The organism is Actinoallomurus spadix, from assembly GCF_024055725.1.
Taxonomy (GTDB): Bacteria; Actinomycetota; Actinomycetes; order Streptosporangiales; family Streptosporangiaceae; genus Actinoallomurus; species Actinoallomurus spadix.
Map to the genome: position 1 here is coordinate 20,183 of NZ_JAMXMX010000043.1, position 15,511 is coordinate 35,693.

Annotated in this window: 13 protein-coding genes and 1 riboswitch; of the genes, 6 read left to right on the forward strand and 7 right to left on the reverse strand. The window is 71.1% G+C overall.

Annotated features, from left to right (window positions below):
• Positions 1–9 precede the first annotated feature (9 nt).
• Positions 10–219, forward strand: a complete 210-nt coding sequence (locus NE235_RS35620; protein ID WP_252811056.1) for a DUF397 domain-containing protein — start codon at positions 10–12, stop codon at positions 217–219.
• 80 nt (positions 220–299) lie between these two features.
• Here NE235_RS35620 and NE235_RS35625 read toward each other — a convergent pair whose 3' ends face one another.
• Positions 300–1,214, reverse strand: a complete 915-nt coding sequence (locus tag NE235_RS35625) for a helix-turn-helix domain-containing protein (protein WP_252811058.1) — start codon at positions 1,212–1,214, stop codon at positions 300–302.
• Positions 1,215–1,409: 195 nt separating this feature from the next.
• Between NE235_RS35625 and NE235_RS35630 the strand changes: the two genes are divergently transcribed.
• Positions 1,410–2,066 (forward strand): hypothetical protein, encoded by a 657-nt coding sequence (locus NE235_RS35630; RefSeq protein ID WP_252811060.1) that lies wholly within the window; start codon positions 1,410–1,412, stop codon positions 2,064–2,066.
• Positions 2,067–2,095: 29 nt separating this feature from the next.
• Here NE235_RS35630 and NE235_RS35635 read toward each other — a convergent pair whose 3' ends face one another.
• Both NE235_RS35635 and NE235_RS35640 read right to left on the reverse strand, forming a co-directional pair.
• The gene (locus NE235_RS35635; protein WP_252811062.1) at positions 2,096–2,605 is read right to left on the reverse strand and encodes a MarR family winged helix-turn-helix transcriptional regulator; all 510 of its coding nucleotides are present in this window, start codon (positions 2,603–2,605) and stop codon (positions 2,096–2,098) included.
• Between the two features lie 5 nt (positions 2,606–2,610).
• Positions 2,611–4,044 carry an MFS transporter gene (locus NE235_RS35640; protein WP_252811064.1) on the reverse strand — a complete coding sequence of 478 codons (1,434 nt, stop codon included), beginning with the start codon at positions 4,042–4,044 and terminating at the stop codon, positions 2,611–2,613.
• 395 nt (positions 4,045–4,439) lie between these two features.
• Here NE235_RS35640 and NE235_RS35645 point away from each other — a divergent pair, with 395 nt between their 5' ends.
• On the forward strand, positions 4,440–6,293 hold the full coding sequence (locus NE235_RS35645; RefSeq protein WP_252811066.1) for a serine/threonine-protein kinase: 1,854 nt from the start codon (positions 4,440–4,442) through the stop codon (positions 6,291–6,293).
• Between the two features lie 82 nt (positions 6,294–6,375).
• Here NE235_RS35645 and NE235_RS35650 read toward each other — a convergent pair whose 3' ends face one another.
• Positions 6,376–7,884 carry an FG-GAP-like repeat-containing protein gene (locus tag NE235_RS35650; RefSeq protein WP_252811068.1) on the reverse strand — a complete coding sequence of 503 codons (1,509 nt, stop codon included), beginning with the start codon at positions 7,882–7,884 and terminating at the stop codon, positions 6,376–6,378.
• Between the two features lie 113 nt (positions 7,885–7,997).
• On the reverse strand, positions 7,998–8,519 hold the full coding sequence (locus tag NE235_RS35655) for a CHAP domain-containing protein (protein WP_252811070.1): 522 nt from the start codon (positions 8,517–8,519) through the stop codon (positions 7,998–8,000).
• 366 nt (positions 8,520–8,885) lie between these two features.
• Between NE235_RS35655 and NE235_RS35660 the strand changes: the two genes are divergently transcribed.
• Positions 8,886–11,522 carry a SpoIIE family protein phosphatase gene (locus tag NE235_RS35660; protein ID WP_252811072.1) on the forward strand — a complete coding sequence of 879 codons (2,637 nt, stop codon included), beginning with the start codon at positions 8,886–8,888 and terminating at the stop codon, positions 11,520–11,522.
• A 38-nt stretch (positions 11,523–11,560) separates the two neighbouring features.
• Here the strand turns inward: NE235_RS35660 and NE235_RS35665 are convergent, their stop codons facing one another.
• Both NE235_RS35665 and NE235_RS35670 read right to left on the reverse strand, forming a co-directional pair.
• Complete coding sequence (locus NE235_RS35665; RefSeq protein ID WP_252811074.1) at positions 11,561–12,577, reverse strand: zinc-dependent alcohol dehydrogenase family protein; 1,017 nt, start codon at positions 12,575–12,577, stop codon at positions 11,561–11,563.
• Positions 12,578–12,817: 240 nt separating this feature from the next.
• Entirely contained in the window at positions 12,818–13,579 is a 762-nt protein-coding gene (locus tag NE235_RS35670; protein ID WP_252811076.1) for a CHAP domain-containing protein, read from the reverse strand.
• A gap of 6 nt (positions 13,580–13,585) precedes the next feature.
• Positions 13,586–13,726, reverse strand: a riboswitch (cyclic di-AMP (ydaO/yuaA leader).
• 503 nt (positions 13,727–14,229) lie between these two features.
• Here NE235_RS35670 and NE235_RS35675 point away from each other — a divergent pair.
• Both NE235_RS35675 and NE235_RS35680 read left to right on the forward strand, forming a co-directional pair.
• A complete protein-coding gene (locus NE235_RS35675) occupies positions 14,230–14,922 on the forward strand; it encodes a dienelactone hydrolase family protein (protein WP_252811078.1) in 693 nt (230 codons plus the stop codon).
• A 266-nt stretch (positions 14,923–15,188) separates the two neighbouring features.
• Entirely contained in the window at positions 15,189–15,449 is a 261-nt protein-coding gene (locus NE235_RS35680; protein ID WP_252811080.1) for a hypothetical protein, read from the forward strand.
• Positions 15,450–15,511: the final 62 nt, after the last annotated feature.

Here is a 15,511-nt window from a genome sequence, read left to right on the forward strand (position 1 = left end):
GGGGGCTCCATGAGCGAGGTCGGGCAGCGGATGATGCCGGAGCCGGGCGAGTTCCGGCGCGCCTGTAACTACGGCTCGTGCGTGGAGGTGGCGATCACCGAGGTGGTGGCGGTCCGCGACTCGAAGGCCGGGCAGGACGGACCGGTCCTGTGGTTCAGCCGCTCGGAGTGGGAGGCCTTCGTGGCCGCGGTCAAGGCCGGCCGGTTCAGCGTCGGCTGACGCGGGCGCGACCGGAACCACGGTGCGGACGCCGACGGCCGCCGGCGTCCGCACCCGGGCCTGGGCGGTCGGGAGCACGCTCAGCCCTCGATGGTCCGCAGCTCGGCGGTCAGCGTACGCAGGAGCGCCTGCGCCTCGTCACCGAACACCGCGGCCTTCCGCAGAGTGGACCAGCGGTTCCGGTAGAGGGCCACGGCGTCGGCCTCCGTGACGGTGAGCTCGGCGTGGTCGAGTTCGATCAGGACGAAGGCGTCATCGTCGGCGTCTCCGTCGTCGAGGATCGAGAACCCCTGGAGGTACGGCGCCTCCGCCTCGGCCGACAGGGGGATCAGCCCGATCGAGACGTTGTCCAGCGTGCTCACCGTCGCGATCCGGTCCAGCTGGGCGATCGCGAGGCGCGGCGGACCGGGACGCCACCGAAGCGCCGCCTCCGTGATGAGGAACTCGAAATGCCGGTCGTCGTCCTTGTACAGCGCGAGCTGGCGGTCCAGCCGGGCGGCCACCGCGGCGGCGACGCTCGTCTGGGGCACGCTCGCCTTGAACATCGCGAACACGCGCTGCGCGTACCCGGGTGTCTGCAGCAGGCCGGGCACGAGCGCCGGCTGGAAGACGCGCACGCGCCGGGCCGTCTCCTCGCGCTCGCGCGCGTCGTCCTGAAGCTGGTGCCGGCCTTCGATCGCCGCCTGCCAGGTCTCCACCTCGGTGCGGGCGACGTCGGCGAGCACGTCGCGCAGGCGCTCGATCTCGTCGGCCGCGCCGACCGCCTGAGCCCAAGCGGTGATCTCCGTGGCGGAGGGCTGCGCGGCGCCGGCCTCGATCCGCGAGACCTTGGACTGGCTGATGCCGATCCGCTTCGCCAGATCCCGCCCGCTCATCCCGCTCATCTCACGGAGGACGCGGAGCTCACCGGCCAGCCGCCGCCGCTTGTCGTACGCGGGGTCACGCCCGCCACCGGCCACGGCCATCACCTCAACCCGGGTTCGACGTCGATGCACGATGGAGCAGAATCTGTCAGAGGCAGTTAGAGATACCCCCAGATAGCAGGGAGAGTCAACCACCCCACCGCGATCCCGTCAACGCGGCGACGATCCCGCTTTCCTGGTATAACCTCCCCACCAACCCACCATCATCCAGCGCTCCCACCGAGCTCTGGTGATTCAAAATGATTCACATCAAGTCAGGAGGATCTGATGTCTCGCTCCAAGCACCTCCCCCGCCATCGGAGCATCATCGCCGTCGACGTCGAGGGGTCGACCCGGCTGACCGACCCGTCCAAGGGGTACCTGCGCAGGTCGATGTACGACCTGTTCGAGCGCGCCCTGGCGGCGGGCGGGCTCACCGCGTCGTACCGGGACCCCCTCCTCGACCGGGGCGACGGCGTGTGCGCCCTGATCCATCCGGACGACCAAGCCCCCAAGACCGTGCTGCTCGACACGGTCGTCCCGACCTTGGGCACCCTCCTCGCCGAGCACAACCGCCGTCACCCCGAACGCCGGTTCCGGCTGCGTACGGTCGTCCACGCCGGGGAGGTGACGTTCGACGACCACGGGTGCTTCGGCGAAGCCCTCGACGTGGCCTTCCGGCTCCTGAACGCCGAGGCGGTGAAGCGGATCCTGGACGACAGCGACGCCCCGATGGTGCTCGTGGTCTCCGATGACCTGCACCGCTGCGTCGTACGGCACGACTATGACGGCATCGACCCGAAGGTGTTCCTCCCTCTGGTGCTGCCGCACACCTCGCACCCGGCGCGTTCCGCGTGGGTGCGAGTGTTCAACACGTCCCAGGGGAGGCCGGAGCGCCCGTGGGCCCCGGTCACGCGACTCGAGGACCACCGGCGAGGCGCCTGACCCACGGAGGACGCCCGCGCCCCGCCCCCTCAGCCGCCCGAGGGGGCGTCGGCGATCGCGTCGACGGCCTGGGTGAGTTCGCGCAGGGCCGGGAGCGCTTCGGACAGTGCCCGGCGGTGCCGGTCGTCCAGTGCGGTGAGCGCCGACTCGATGATCGCGGTGTTGGCGTTCTTCCAGCCGTCGACGGCCTCGGTCCCCTGGTCCGTGAGCCGCAGCGTGACCGCTCGGCCGTCCAGGTGGCCGGCCGAGCGGGTGATCAACCCTTTGGCGTGCAGGCCGTTGACCAGTGTGGTCACCGAGTTGGGAGCCAGCCGAAGCCGCCGCGCGAGCTCTCCGGGGCGTACGCCCGGCTCGTCCGCCACCGCCGACAGCAGCTCCAGCTGTGCGACGGCGAGCGGATTGGCCGGGTCGACGGCACGGGCCGCGCGGCGCATCGCCCGCCGCAGCCGGGCGACCGTGTCGGCGAGTTCGGGCCCGGCCGGGGCCGGTCTCCCGGCGTTCCGCGCAGGGGAGACGGGGGTACCGTCGCGCTCGTCCATGACGGTCATTGTCGCTTCGATCCACCGGTTCGGCGGGTCTTCGGCGGATCGCCCGGCCGGCCGGATCCGGTGGCGGCGGCGCTCACGATCGCGGCCAGCGCGGTCACCGCCATCATCACGATCGCGGTACGCGCGCCGTCGGCCGTTCTGCCCGCCGCGTGCAGGGCGAGGGTGACCAGCGCGATGCCCAGCGCGGTGCCGACGCCCCGGGTCATGTTGACCATCCCGCCCGCGATGCCGGAGAACCGCGCCGGGACGGCCGCCATGACCACGGCGTTGTTCGCGGGAATGAACACGCCCAGGCCGATCCCCAGCAACGCGAGGAGGGGGATCACCGGTGCGCCGCTCGCGGGTGCCAGGAGCAGCAACGCCAGGGCCGCCAGGCAGACCGCCGCACCGCCGGCACCCCGCCGCCGGTTCCCCCATCGCCGCGGCAGGACCCGGTCGGCGGTCAGGGCGGCGGCGGCGAACCCGACGGGCAGCGCGGTCAGGACCAGGCCGGCGTGTGCGGCGTTCCCGCGCAGGACCTGCGGGATCAGCGCCAGCGGCCCGAACAGCATCAGGTATCCGCACATCGCCCCGAACAGCCCGGCGGCGATCCCCCGCGTGCGCAGCAGCGCCGGGTCGATGAGCGGGAAGCGCGTGCGGTTCTCCCGCCTCCACAGCCCGTACCAGGCCAGGCACGACGCGCCCGCCAGAGCGATGATCACCTTTCCGGTCAGGCCGAGCCCCGAGACGCCCGACAGCGCCAGCAGCAGGGTGGTGGTCGCCGCCGCGAGCAGCGCCAGCCCCGGCCAGTCAAGACGCCGGGCGGGGCTGCGCTCACGGGTACGCGGCAGCAGGTAGTGGCCGGCGACGATGGCGGCACACCCGACGGGAACGTTGATCCAGAACACCCACCGCCAGCCCACCGAGGCCACCAGCAGGCCGCCGACGGTCGGCCCGAGGGCCAGGCCCAGCGCCTGCCCGGCGGCCTGCAGGCCCAGGCCCTGGCGCAGTCGTTCGCGCGGCATGCTGACGCTGACCAGGGCGACGCTGTTCGCCTGCAGCATCGCGGCGCCGGCCGCCTGCACCAGCCGGAAGATCACGAGCAACCCGAGAGACGGCGCCAGCCCGCAGGCCGCCGACGCCACGGTGAACACGACGAACCCCTGGAGGTACACGAGTTTGCGGCCGGTCGCATCCGCGAAGCGGCCCACCGCCGCCAGCAGCCCGACCAGGACCAGCAGGTACCCCAGCGACACCCACTGCACCGAGGCCAGCGGCGCCGCGAAGTCCCGTTCGATGGCCGGATAGGCCACCGTCACGATGCTCGCGTCCAGCTGGCCCATGAACGAGCCGACGCAGACGGAGCAGACCGCCAGCCACGGAGCCCACCGGTGCTCCCGGACGGCCTTCGGGCGAGCACGCTCGCGCAGCAACGCTAGACCGGCCCCCACCTGATGCGAACCTCCCCCGGCGCACCTGAATCTCGTTCTGTTTCAGAATAACCGGACTTTGGTGCTGTCCGAGAACAACCTTCCGGTTCGTCGCCAAAGGCCCGCGCAGCGGCAACGCGGCCGCCGAGTCGCGTCCTCCGCAGCCGGGGGGGACGGGTGTCTTCATCGGCGCTGTCACCTGAGCAGGGATTCGTACCTCCTGGAGGGACAGCGCCGGGACGCAGCTGCCGCGCGGCCGAGCCGGTGGTGCCGGTCCCCTGAGGCTCGCATGCGACCGCAGGCCTGCGCCGCGCCCGCGGTCCGCGCGGATCCCTCGAAAACTGTGCGTACCCGCTATGTCACGCACTAGCGTCGATCATGCGTCGCGTACGGCTTTCCCGACGGGAGGGGTGGCGGTGTATTTAGGAGCTCTCATCGCGGGGCGGTACCGCGTCGTCAAGGGGCCGCTGGAAGGCGGAACGAACGAACTCTGGGTCGCCGTGGACGAGGGACTGGAGCTCGGGCGCGAGGTCGTCCTCAAACGCTTGAGGGGCGACGGCGCGGCCACTCTCGCGCGGCTGAAAGCGGAGGCGCGTGCCCAGGCGGCCTTCAGTCATCCCCATGTCGTGACCTTGTTCAGCGTCGAGCGGCACGAGACGGACACGGACGTCACCTGGTGGCTCGTTCTGGAGTACTTCCCCCGCGGGAGCCTGCAGAAGCTGGGGAAGATCCCGGCGCGGAGGGCGGCGGGTATCGGCGCGCAGATCGCAGACGCCCTGGCGGCCCTCCACGCCAAAGGTCTCGTGCACTGCGACGTCAAGCCGGGCAACATCGTCATGGCCGAGGAGAGGAAGACCGCCAAGCTGACCGACTTCGGCGCGGCGTACCGGATGCCGGACCGCGAGACGATCACCCCGAACGGCGGCATCAGTCATACCCCCGCCTATGCCGCTCCCGAGGTGACCAAGGGAATGCCGCAGACGGCATCGGACGTCTTCTCCCTCGGCGTCACGATCCTCGCGCTGATCTACGGCGAGCCCATCCGGACGGTGCCGCCCCCTGTCGGGTCCGGCCACCGCGACCCGTTCATAGGCGTCGAACCGCTGCGTGATCTCCTGGCGGTGATGCTCGACCCCGAGCCGGCACACCGGCCCGGCGCGGACGAGGTGCATCAGCGGCTGACCGAACTCGCGGGGGCGGCGAGACCGCAGGCGCCGACCAGCATCGACCCCCCGGTGACTCGGCCGGATCCCCCCGGGCCTCCGCCGGTACCCGACAAGCCGAACGAGCCGGGGAAACGCGGCCTGTGGGCCGTTCTTTCGCGTCGCTCGCGTTCCATCGCGATGGGCACGGTCGTCGTGGTGGTGGCCGGCGCCTCGTACGGAACGTTGTCCCTGCTCCGGGGCCATGGAAAGCATCCGCCGGTCGGCAAGCCGCCGAACCCGCGCATTGATCTGCACACCGCCGACCCCTGCGCCCTGATCGACCCGCGTCCGCTCGCGAGATTCGGCAGAACCGAGGTGGACGACGACGGGGGGAACTTCAACCGCTGTGACGTGATCGTCCACTCCCGTAAGCACGGCGACCTGGACGTGGAGGTGCAGTTCATCAACGGGCCGCGACCGGAGCAGACCTCCTCGGTCAAGACCATGGGCCCGATCCGCGTCGTCACGGAGCCGGCGAGCGGCACCGAGTGCGAACGCACAGTCCTGCTGCCGGCCCCGAACAGCGGCACCAACGCGATCGTCAGCGTGGACGGCGAGGCATCCGCGCCGCTGTGCACGATGGCGGACACCGCCACCTCGACCGCGGTCGGCGTCCTGCGGAAGGGGCCGATCAGGCAGCGATCCCTGCCGCCACGCTCGCTGGCGTGGCAGAACGCGTGCGCGCTGCTCGACGGGAAGGCGCTGAACATCGTCCCCGGCATCGACGCCGGCCGCCCGACGGCGGAGACCCCGTGGGACTGCAAGTGGCAGAGCACCACCGAGGATCTGCAGGTCAAGCTGCGGTTCGACCGGGACCAGCCCCTCACCGGGGCGGACGGCCGCGTCATGTGGCTCAACGGCTATCAGACCGTCATCACGCCGCACGGAGACGAGGCCGACACCTGTGTGGCCCGGGTCGTCTACCGCGACTACAGGGGCGGCGACCAACAGCAGATGGTCGAGATGTTGTACCTCACCGTCGAAGGCAAGCCGTCCGTCACACGGCTGTGCTCGCTGGCGACCGGCCTCGCCGGACCCGCGGCGACCGCGCTTCCCCGCACCTGAGGGGCCGGGTCAGTCGATCAGCCGCAGGTGCTCGGGGATGAGCGTGCCGGGCTCCGCCGAACGGAGCCCGGCACGCCGTGGGTCAGCCGTTACGGCCGAGGCGGAGGCCCACCAGCGCGTACTTGCCGCCGACGCCGAGCGTCGAGGCGCCGATGGTCGCCGAACCCGACCCGGTGACGCCCGAGGCGGTGCCCTTGAGCAGGCTCACCGCGCCGTCCGTGCCGTTCTCGTTCGGCGCGCCGGCGATCAGGTCGATGTAGGCGTCGGCGTTGACGTTCAGCAGGGTGACCGACCAGCCGAACTGGTCGTTCTTCTCCGCGGCGCCGGGCACGCTCGGGAAGCTCTGCGAGACCGCCTGGGCACCCGTGCCGGTGAGCCCGGAGGCCGAGCCGTACAGCACGACCGCCTCGCCGGCGCGTGACTGGGAGCTGACCGCGTGGTACGGCACGCCGACGGCGAGGTCGTACCTGCCGTCCTTGTTCACGTCGCCCGCGGACAGCGAGTAGCCGAACCGGTCGCCGGCCGCCGCGGCACCCGGCACGCCCGAGGTGCTCTGCGTGATGGTGTTCGAGGTGCCCAGGGTGAAGTTCTCGTCACCCTTGTAGACGGTGACATGACCGCCTGTGCCGGCGCTCTCGTCGGCGCCGCCGACGGCGACGTCGCCGTAGCCGTCACCGTCGAAGTCGCCCACGACGAGGCTGTCCACCCGGGTGGCCAGCTCACGGACGACCGCGGCGTCCGTCGACGCGAGGTTCCACACGTCGAAGCCGGAACCCGGGTCGGCGCCGCCGGTCCAGCCGAGGACGAGGTCGGCCGTGTGGTCGCCGTTGACGTCGCCGATCGCCGGGGTGAGCGCGGAGAAGCCGCCCGCCGCCGCGGTGACGGCGCCCTTCTTCCCCACCCGGACCCGGTGCGGCTTCGGGGACGGGTTGAAGGCCCGCGTCGTGGCCTGCGCCTTGACCTGCGCGGTGTTCGGGTTCGAGCTGTAGGTCCAGAAGTAGCCGTGGCCGGGGGCCGTGTCGACCCAGTCGGTGTAGCCGTCGCCGTCGAGGTCGCCCGCGGCCAGCGAGTAGCCGAACCGGTGGCCGGACCCGGCGTCCGACGGCTCGGAGATCGCGTCCGAACCCGACCCGGTCAGCCCGGACGACGAACCCCACAGGATCGTCTCGGTGCCGGCGTCCGTACCGGCGGTGGTGTCCTCGTCGGGGGCGCCGACGAGCAGGTCCGCGTAGCCGTCGTGGTTGAAGTCCAGCGACGCGACCGCGTTGCCGAAGTGGTCATTGGCCTCGGCGGCCCCGGGCACCCCGCTGCTGTCCTGGCTGAAGACCTGCTTCTTGGACGTGTTCAGGCCGGACGAGGAGCCGTACACGATCGTGACGAAGCCGGCGCCGGAGTGGCTCCCGACCTTGCCGTACGGGTTGCCGAGCGCGAGGTCGGGGCGGCCGTCACCGTTGAAGTCGTACGGCTGGACGGCCTTCAGAGCCGCGGCCGCCTTCGGGAGAGGGGACGCGTGGGCGACACCGGCCAGCCCGGCCGCTCCCACGGCGGCGATGACGGACGCCGCGAACGCCCGCGTGACACCAGTTCTCAACGAGCCTCCTAGGAACCGCCGCGCGGTCTGAGGACCGGCGGCAGAGAAGTGACGCCCCGCCTTAACGAAGGGTTTACTTTTCTCGCCGGGTTCCTCGGGAGGCGATGGCGCGGTTACGCGCTGTACTCGGGGTAGCCGTAGCCGACCACATCGTCCTTGCTGCGCGTCCGGACCCGCACGGCGTCGTCGGTGTTGCCCTCGACCGTCTGGATCGTGCCATCGTGGTTGTCCTTGATGACGAGGCCGACGTGCTCGATGCCGCCACCGTTCCAGGAGAAGAACACGACGGCCCCCGGCCTGGGGGTCGCGCCCCAGCGGCCCTGCTCCTTGAACCACTCGGCGTGCGCGGGGGTGTAGGCGTCGCCGCCGATCCCCTTGACGCCGGACTGGACGCCGACCCAGGTGACGAACATGTCGCACCAGCTCGCGTTGGCGTAGTCGCCGATCGACCCGCCGTCGCGCGCGACGCCCGCCTTCGCGAACGGCGAGGACATGAACCACCGGTTGAACTTGCTGCCGCCGGCGGCGTCCTCGGTCGTGCCGACCTGGGAGAGCGCGACCTTCAGGGCGTCACCCGCGGTGGGCGACCGATGCAGGCGAATCCCGATCAGGATCGCCGCGACCAATACGATCAAAGCCATTCCCGCCGCGACGATTCCCGCGACGGGATTAACGAGACGTCCGCGAAATGAGAACGGCCGATGACGAAAGGCTGGGGACAGCACGGGGACACTCCTTGCGGCTCTCACCTCGGAAGGCTCGCCCGAGATGCGCAGGCCGAAATGCTCACTGCACGATAGCAAGACCGCACCGTGGAACCGCCAACAAGTGATGCGAGTCATATGATCGCGGAATCGCGGTGATTCAGCGTCCGGAAGTTGTTCAGTGTTTCTTCTGTGACTGCTGGGACGGTTCTGGACGCTCATCTCACAATGACTGCCAGCCGTCGTACATGAGCCGCGCTCCCGCCTACACGCCTCGTTTCTGGGCATGGTGGGGATATGGGCAGCCCCAGTCCACCGGGGGTACCGTCACGGCGGCTGCCCCCTCGGCCGGAGAGCGCCGCGCTGGCCCGGCGGTTCGTGCGATCGGCGTTGCGCGATGTCGCACCGGAACTTCTCGACACCGCGCAGCTGCTGGTCAGCGAACTGGTGACCAATGCGGTGATCCACGCGCGGACCGAGATCGAGGTACGCGCCTGGGTCGCCGCCGGCAGAGTGCACGTCCGCGTCGGCGACCACCGGCCGTGCCGCGGTCTCGTGCAGCGCCGGCTCCATCCGTACGCCACGACCGGGTGGGGTCTGGTCCTGGTCGAGCAACTGGCCGCCGACCGTGGCGTGCGGATCGAGGGCGACCGCAAGACGGCCTGGTTCGAGCTGTCGCCCGAGGCTCCGGTACGGCCGGCGTCCGGGTGGGAGCTCACGCCGCCCCCCGAGCCGGCGGTGACCGTGACGCTGGTCGACCTGCCGTACGCCCTGTACTCGGCGGCGCACCAGCACTGGGAGACGCTCCTGCGCGAACTGCTCTTCGTCGTGTCCGCTCCGGAACGGAACGGCGTGCCGGTGCGGGCACGGGATCTCTTCGTCGCCCAGGACATCAGCAACGTGATCCGTGGAGCCATGGCCGCCGCGGTGGGCGGGAAGGTCACCGACGCGGACACGCTCTCCGTCCTCATGGCGATCCCGGCGGACCGCGCCGGGGATGTCGGCACGCTGTGCGTCGTGCTCGATGACGCCGACGCGGCGGCCCAGCAGGAGAGCCTGCTCACACTCCCGGCGCTTCCGCAGATCCGCGCCTTCTGGCGGTGGATGTGCGATGAGATCATCCGTCAGCTCGCCGGCGAGCGCCCCAACGCGTGGACGCTGGCCCCCGGCACGCCCGGTGCCCGGCCCCTGGACCTGGCGCCGTGGGACGTGGGCGATTTGGAGGCCAGCACGGTGCCGACGATCGCGGCCGACGACGGAGACCGGATCATCGCCGTGAACGGGCCCGTGACGGACCTGCTGGGCTGGCGCGCCGACGATCTCGTCGGGCAGCCGCTCACCGTGCTGATCCCCGAGCACCTCCAGGAGCGGCACAGGATGGGGTTCAGCTCTCTGCTGCTCACCGGCCAGCCCCGCATCCTCGGCCACTCCATCCCCCTCCCGGCGGTGCACCGCGACGGCCGGCTGATCGACGTCCGCCTCAACATTCAGACCCAGGAGGCGGCCGACGGCCGCACCGTGTTCGTCGCCCAGCTCACCCCCAGGACGGCCGCGCCGGGCGCGGCCGGGGAGGACCGGTACGCGCCGCGCCCGCGCTCCGGCGGACGGCCCCTGCCGGCCGGGCCCGAGGAGGCACCCCGGGTGAGCAGCGACGAGACGTGCCAGGCCGCGTTGGAGCGGCTGTCCCTGCTGGCCGACACCGGGAGCGCGCTCAGCAGCACCCTGGACCTCGAAGAAGGGCTGAACCGCGTATGCGAGATCCTGACGCAGCGGCTGGCCGACTGGTGCGTGGTGAGCCTGCTGGGCGAGCAGGGGCACATGGAGCGGGTCTGCGTCGTCCACCGCGACCCCGGGGCCCTGGACCCCGGCGTCTACCTGGGCCGCCTCCCGCCGGCTTCGGAGGACTCACACGGGCCGCTGGCCCGGGTCCTGCACGGCGCCGGCCCGCTGCTGCTCTCCGGCATCCCCGGACCGGGCCGGGCGCCGAGTCCCCTGGACGTCCGCCAGCACGATCTCCTCGTCCAGTTGGGCGCGAGCAGCGCCATCATCGCCCCGCTGCGGGTCCGCCGCGAGGTCCTCGGCGCCCTGACCGTGGTCCGCACCGGCGCCGGGCACCCGTTCACCGAAGAGGACCTGCCGCTGATGTCCGACCTGGTGCGCGGCATCGCTCTCGGCGTGGACAGCGCCCGGCTGTACCAGCAGACCCGGCACACCGCGGAACGCCTGCAGCGTTCCCTGCTGCCGCACCTGCCGCACATCGAGCACCTGCACCTGGCCGCCCGCTATGTCCCCGACAGCACCACTGCGCAGGTCGGCGGGGACTGGTACGACGCGTTCGTCCTCCCGACCGGTGACACCGTGCTGGTGATCGGCGACGTCACCGGCCACGACCTGCAGGCGGCCGTCGCCATGAGCGCGCTGCGGAACATGCTCCGCGGCATCGCCATCGACCGCCAGCAGCCCCCCGGGGACGTACTGCGCCGCCTGGACCTCGCGAGCCACACCCTGTACCGGCAGGCCACCGCGACCTGCCTGTACGCCCTGGTCAAGGGGCCCGAATGCGGTCCGTGGCAGCTGCAGCACGCCTCCGCCGGGCATCTGCCGCCCCTCCTGACCACCGCGGAAGGCGATACCCGTTATCTCGAAGAGGGCGCCGGGCTCCTGATCGGCATGGACCCCGAGTCCCAGCGCCCGACCGCGTGCGATCCGCTGCCGGCCCACTCCACCCTGCTGCTGTTCACCGACGGCCTGATCGAACGCCGGGGAGAGTCCCTCGACGACTCCCTGAACCGGCTCCGGCAGCACACCGCCGCGCTGGCCCGCGCGCCCCTCGACGTCTTCTGCGACGAACTGCTCATCGGGCTCGGCGCGCACAGCGCCGACGACATCGCCCTCCTCGCCCTCCGCCCCGTCCCCCGCCCTGGCACCCGATGAGTGCCGATGGTGGCGTGACCACCCCACGGCAGGGGCGGTCAGGGGCGCAGGAGGGCCTTGATGGCGCGGCGCTCGTCCATGGCACGGTACGCCTCGGCGACCTGGTCGAGCGGCAGTGTCAGGTCGAAGACCCGGCCCGGCTCCATCCGGCCGGTCCAGACCCGGTCGATGAGGTCGGGCAGGTAGGCGCGTACGGGGGCGGGGCCGCCCCGCAGCCCGACATGGGAGTAGAAGAGGTCTTCACCTGGGATGTCCACGCCGTGCGGGACGCCGACGAACCCGACGTTGCCGCCCGGCCGGGTCGACCGCAGGGCCTGCTGCATCGACTCGTTGGTGCCGACGCACTCCAGGACGCAGTCGGCGCCGACGCCGCCGGTCAGCTCCCGGATGCGGCGCACGCCGTCGGCACCACGCTCGGTGACGATGTCGGTGGCGCCGAACTCCAGGGCGAGCCGCTGGCGTGGTTCGTGGCGGCTCATCGCGATGACGCGCTCGGCGCCCAGGGCCTTGGCGGCGATCACGCCGCACAGGCCGACGGCGCCGTCACCGACGACGGCGACGGTGGCGCCGGGCCGGACCTCGGCGGCCACGGCGGCGTACCAGCCGGTGCCCATCACGTCGGACAGGGTGAGCAGGCTGGGGATCAGTTCGTCGGCCGGCCGTTCCGGGGTGGCGACCAGCGTGCCGTCGGCGAGCGGCACGCGGACCAGGTCGGCCTGGCACCCGTTCATCAGCTCACGGTGCACGCACGAGGACTGGTACCCGGCGCGGCAGTGCGGGCAGGTGTTGTCCGAGGCGAAGAACGAGCCGATGACGAACTGGCCGGGCCTGACCGTGGTGACATCGTCGCCGACCTCCTCGACGACGCCGACGTACTCGTGCCCGATCGGGGTGGGGTCGGTCACCGGGTTGACGCCCCGGTAGAACCACAGATCGGACCCGCACACGCAGGTGGCGACCGTACGGATGATCGCGTCGGTGGGTTCCTTGAGCTCGGGATCGGGACGTTCTTCGAACTGCACGTCCCTCGGGGCGTGGATGACGGCTCCGCGCATGATCGGTTCTCCATCCATGGCGACGTGGGAGACAGTCGGCTGCGAGATCGTCCACGCCACCGGGCGCGAACGGCCGTTTCCAGGTCCATATCCTGGGCAAATGCCATGAAACGGCCGTCGCGCCGCGGACCTCCGGTCACTCCGCGAGTGCGCCTCGCGGCGTTCCGGCCGGGCCCGCGCCGCATGGCGGGGGCCCGGCCGGAGGGAGGCGCGCCTACTGGGTGTACTCCGGGTACGTGCCTACTGGGTGTACTCCGGGTAGCCGTATCCGACGATCACGTCGCTGTCCCGGGTCCGGACCTTCACGGCGTCGTCGGTGTTGCCCTCGACGGTCTGGATGGTGCCGTCGCCGTTGTCCTTGATGACCAGGCCGACGTGGTCGATGTCGTCGATGTCCTTGCCGCCGTCCCAGGCGAAGAAGACCACCGCGCCCGGCTTGGGGGTCGTGCCCCAGCGGCCCTGCGCCTTGAACCACTCGGCGTGCGCGGGGGCGAAGGCGTCGCCGCCGATCCCCGCGACGCCCGCCTGGGTGCCGACCCAGGTGACGAACATGTCGCACCAGTTCGCGTCGGTGTAGTCGCCGGGCGATCCGCCGTCGCGCCGGGCGCCTCGCTCGGCCCACGGGGAGGCGGCGAACCACTTGCTGTACTTGGTGCTTCCGTCGCCGTCCTCGCTGATGCCGACCTGGGCGAGGGCGATCTTCAGTGCGTCGGCGGCCGTGGCCGGCAGCCGGCGCGCGGCCTCGGCCTTGGACTTGGGGCCGGCCTTGGCCGTGGACCCGGCCTTCGGCTTGGGCTTGGCGTCCAGTCCCCTGCCGGGGATGGGCACCTGCGCCGCCCGGTGCGCCTGGGCGGCCGGCGTGACCGCCCCCGCGGGGAGGGAGGACGCCTCGGCGGGCCCGGCGGCGGTCACGAGGACCGCGGCCGCACCGGCGGCCGTGATGCCCGACAGGACGGCGGCGAGACGGGTTCCGGAACGCTGGGGTCGAGGGACAACGGACACGGGTGCTCCTTGCTTCCATGCCGCTTACCGGGTTAGCTGACGGGTTCGGGCGTGGAAGCTGCCCTACGGCACGAGGGGATGCCGATTCACCCCGGGAATGCGTTGGGTCCCCGGTTCCGCATACTGCGGATTAAGCGGTCGCCCGAATACGGGCGAAGTTTGAGAGAGACTTCCGATCGATCGCCGTCGCCGTGGCGACGTGGGATCAGCGGAAGGAATTGATCATGTTTTCACTCCCTTGCCGCTCTCGTCCGCGCACCCGGTGGGTGCTCGGCGAAAGCAGCACAGTTCGGTTGGTAACCGGCTGGTCGGGCGCGGCTTCGGCAGGCGTCTCGTGAACGCGCTCTCGCCTGGGTCGGCGAGCCGGCCATGGCCGACGGGTATGCGGGCGACGCGTGGGGGGCGCCGAAAGAGTGATTGGAACATAGCAGGACAAAACACTCACTTAAACGGTGAGTTTACGTGACGTGGGTCACTCGGCGCATGCGAGGCAAGGGAAGCGCGATGACCCGACGAAACTCCTGAGAATTGAGTTATTGAACGGGGTCATTGTTACTTCTGTGACGATGGAACACCGCGAAGGTGAGGACCATCGCCTCTGGCCCGGGCCCGCGTCCCGGCGGAACGTGAGAGCGAGGGGAGGGGGAGTCATGGGCTTCGACCAACGGAGCGGCGACGACTGCCCGCGGGAAGAGAGGGTCGAGATCCAGGCCGGCCCGGTCCGGCTGATCGGCGACCTGGCCGTCCCCGAAGAGAACCTCGGGTTCGTGATGTTCGCCCACGGCAGTGGCAGCAGCCGATCGAGCCCGCGCAACCGCTTCGTGGCCACCGCGCTGAACCAGGTGGGGCTCGGCACTCTGCTGTTCGACCTGCTCACCGTGGCGGAGGAGGCCGACCGCGCCAACGTCTTCGACATCGGGCTGCTGGCCCGGCGCCTGATCGACACCACCGCCTGGCTCCGCGCGCGTCCCGAGGCGAGCGGAGTGCGGATCGGCTACTTCGGCGCGAGCACCGGGGCCGCCGCCGCGCTGTGGGCCGCCGCCGAGCCGGAGGCCGACGTCGCCGCCGTCGTCTCCCGTGGCGGCCGGCCGGATCTCGCCGCGCCCCGCCTCCGCCACGTGACCGCACCCACGTTGCTGATCGTCGGTGGCCGGGACGACGTCGTCATCGGGCTGAACCGTGAGGCGCGGGCACTCCTTCGCTGCGAGAGCCGGCTCACCGTCGTCCCCGGCGCGACGCATCTGTTCGAGGAGCCCGGCACGCTCGAGACGGTCGCCGAACTCGCGCGGGAATGGTTCCTCGGCCACCTCGCACCGGTCGGGCACCGATCACGCGGCGCCTGAGAAGGCGCGGCGGTGCCGGTGATTCCGGTGGCGTGTCCTCGGCGGCATATCCGCCTTCTCATTACGCACTTCTTCCGGGCAAGGATGAGTTAAGCATCATTCAAATCTCACTCCTCCTGACAGATACCGGTTGACTTCGCGAGTGCCGTGATGTGCCCTGAAATGGGACATAGCGCCATGAACGTCCCAAATGACGCGCGTGACCGGGGCATCGTCGCGCGCGAGCCGCACCAAAGGAGGTATCTTCCATGGGTATTTCGCGCCGGATGGGAGTAACGGTCGCCGGCCTGGCCTTCGCAGGAGCGACCGCGGCCACGCTCGGCACGGCCGGTTCGGCCAGCGCGCAGACGGCCACCATCACAGCGCCGCAATCCGTCGCCGCCTACGGCGGTAGCAGCGGTTACGCGCACCGGCGTTCGGTCGTACGGAAGCACCTACGGCACGGGAATTTCTCCTTCTCCTACTACAAGCGGACCACCGACACCAACTGGTACTACTGGTACGGCGGCTGCTGCGGCTGGTTCTGACGCCCTGAGCGGCATACCGGCGGACCCACCGGTCTCGTCGTGGGGGGGCCCCCCCCCGCCCC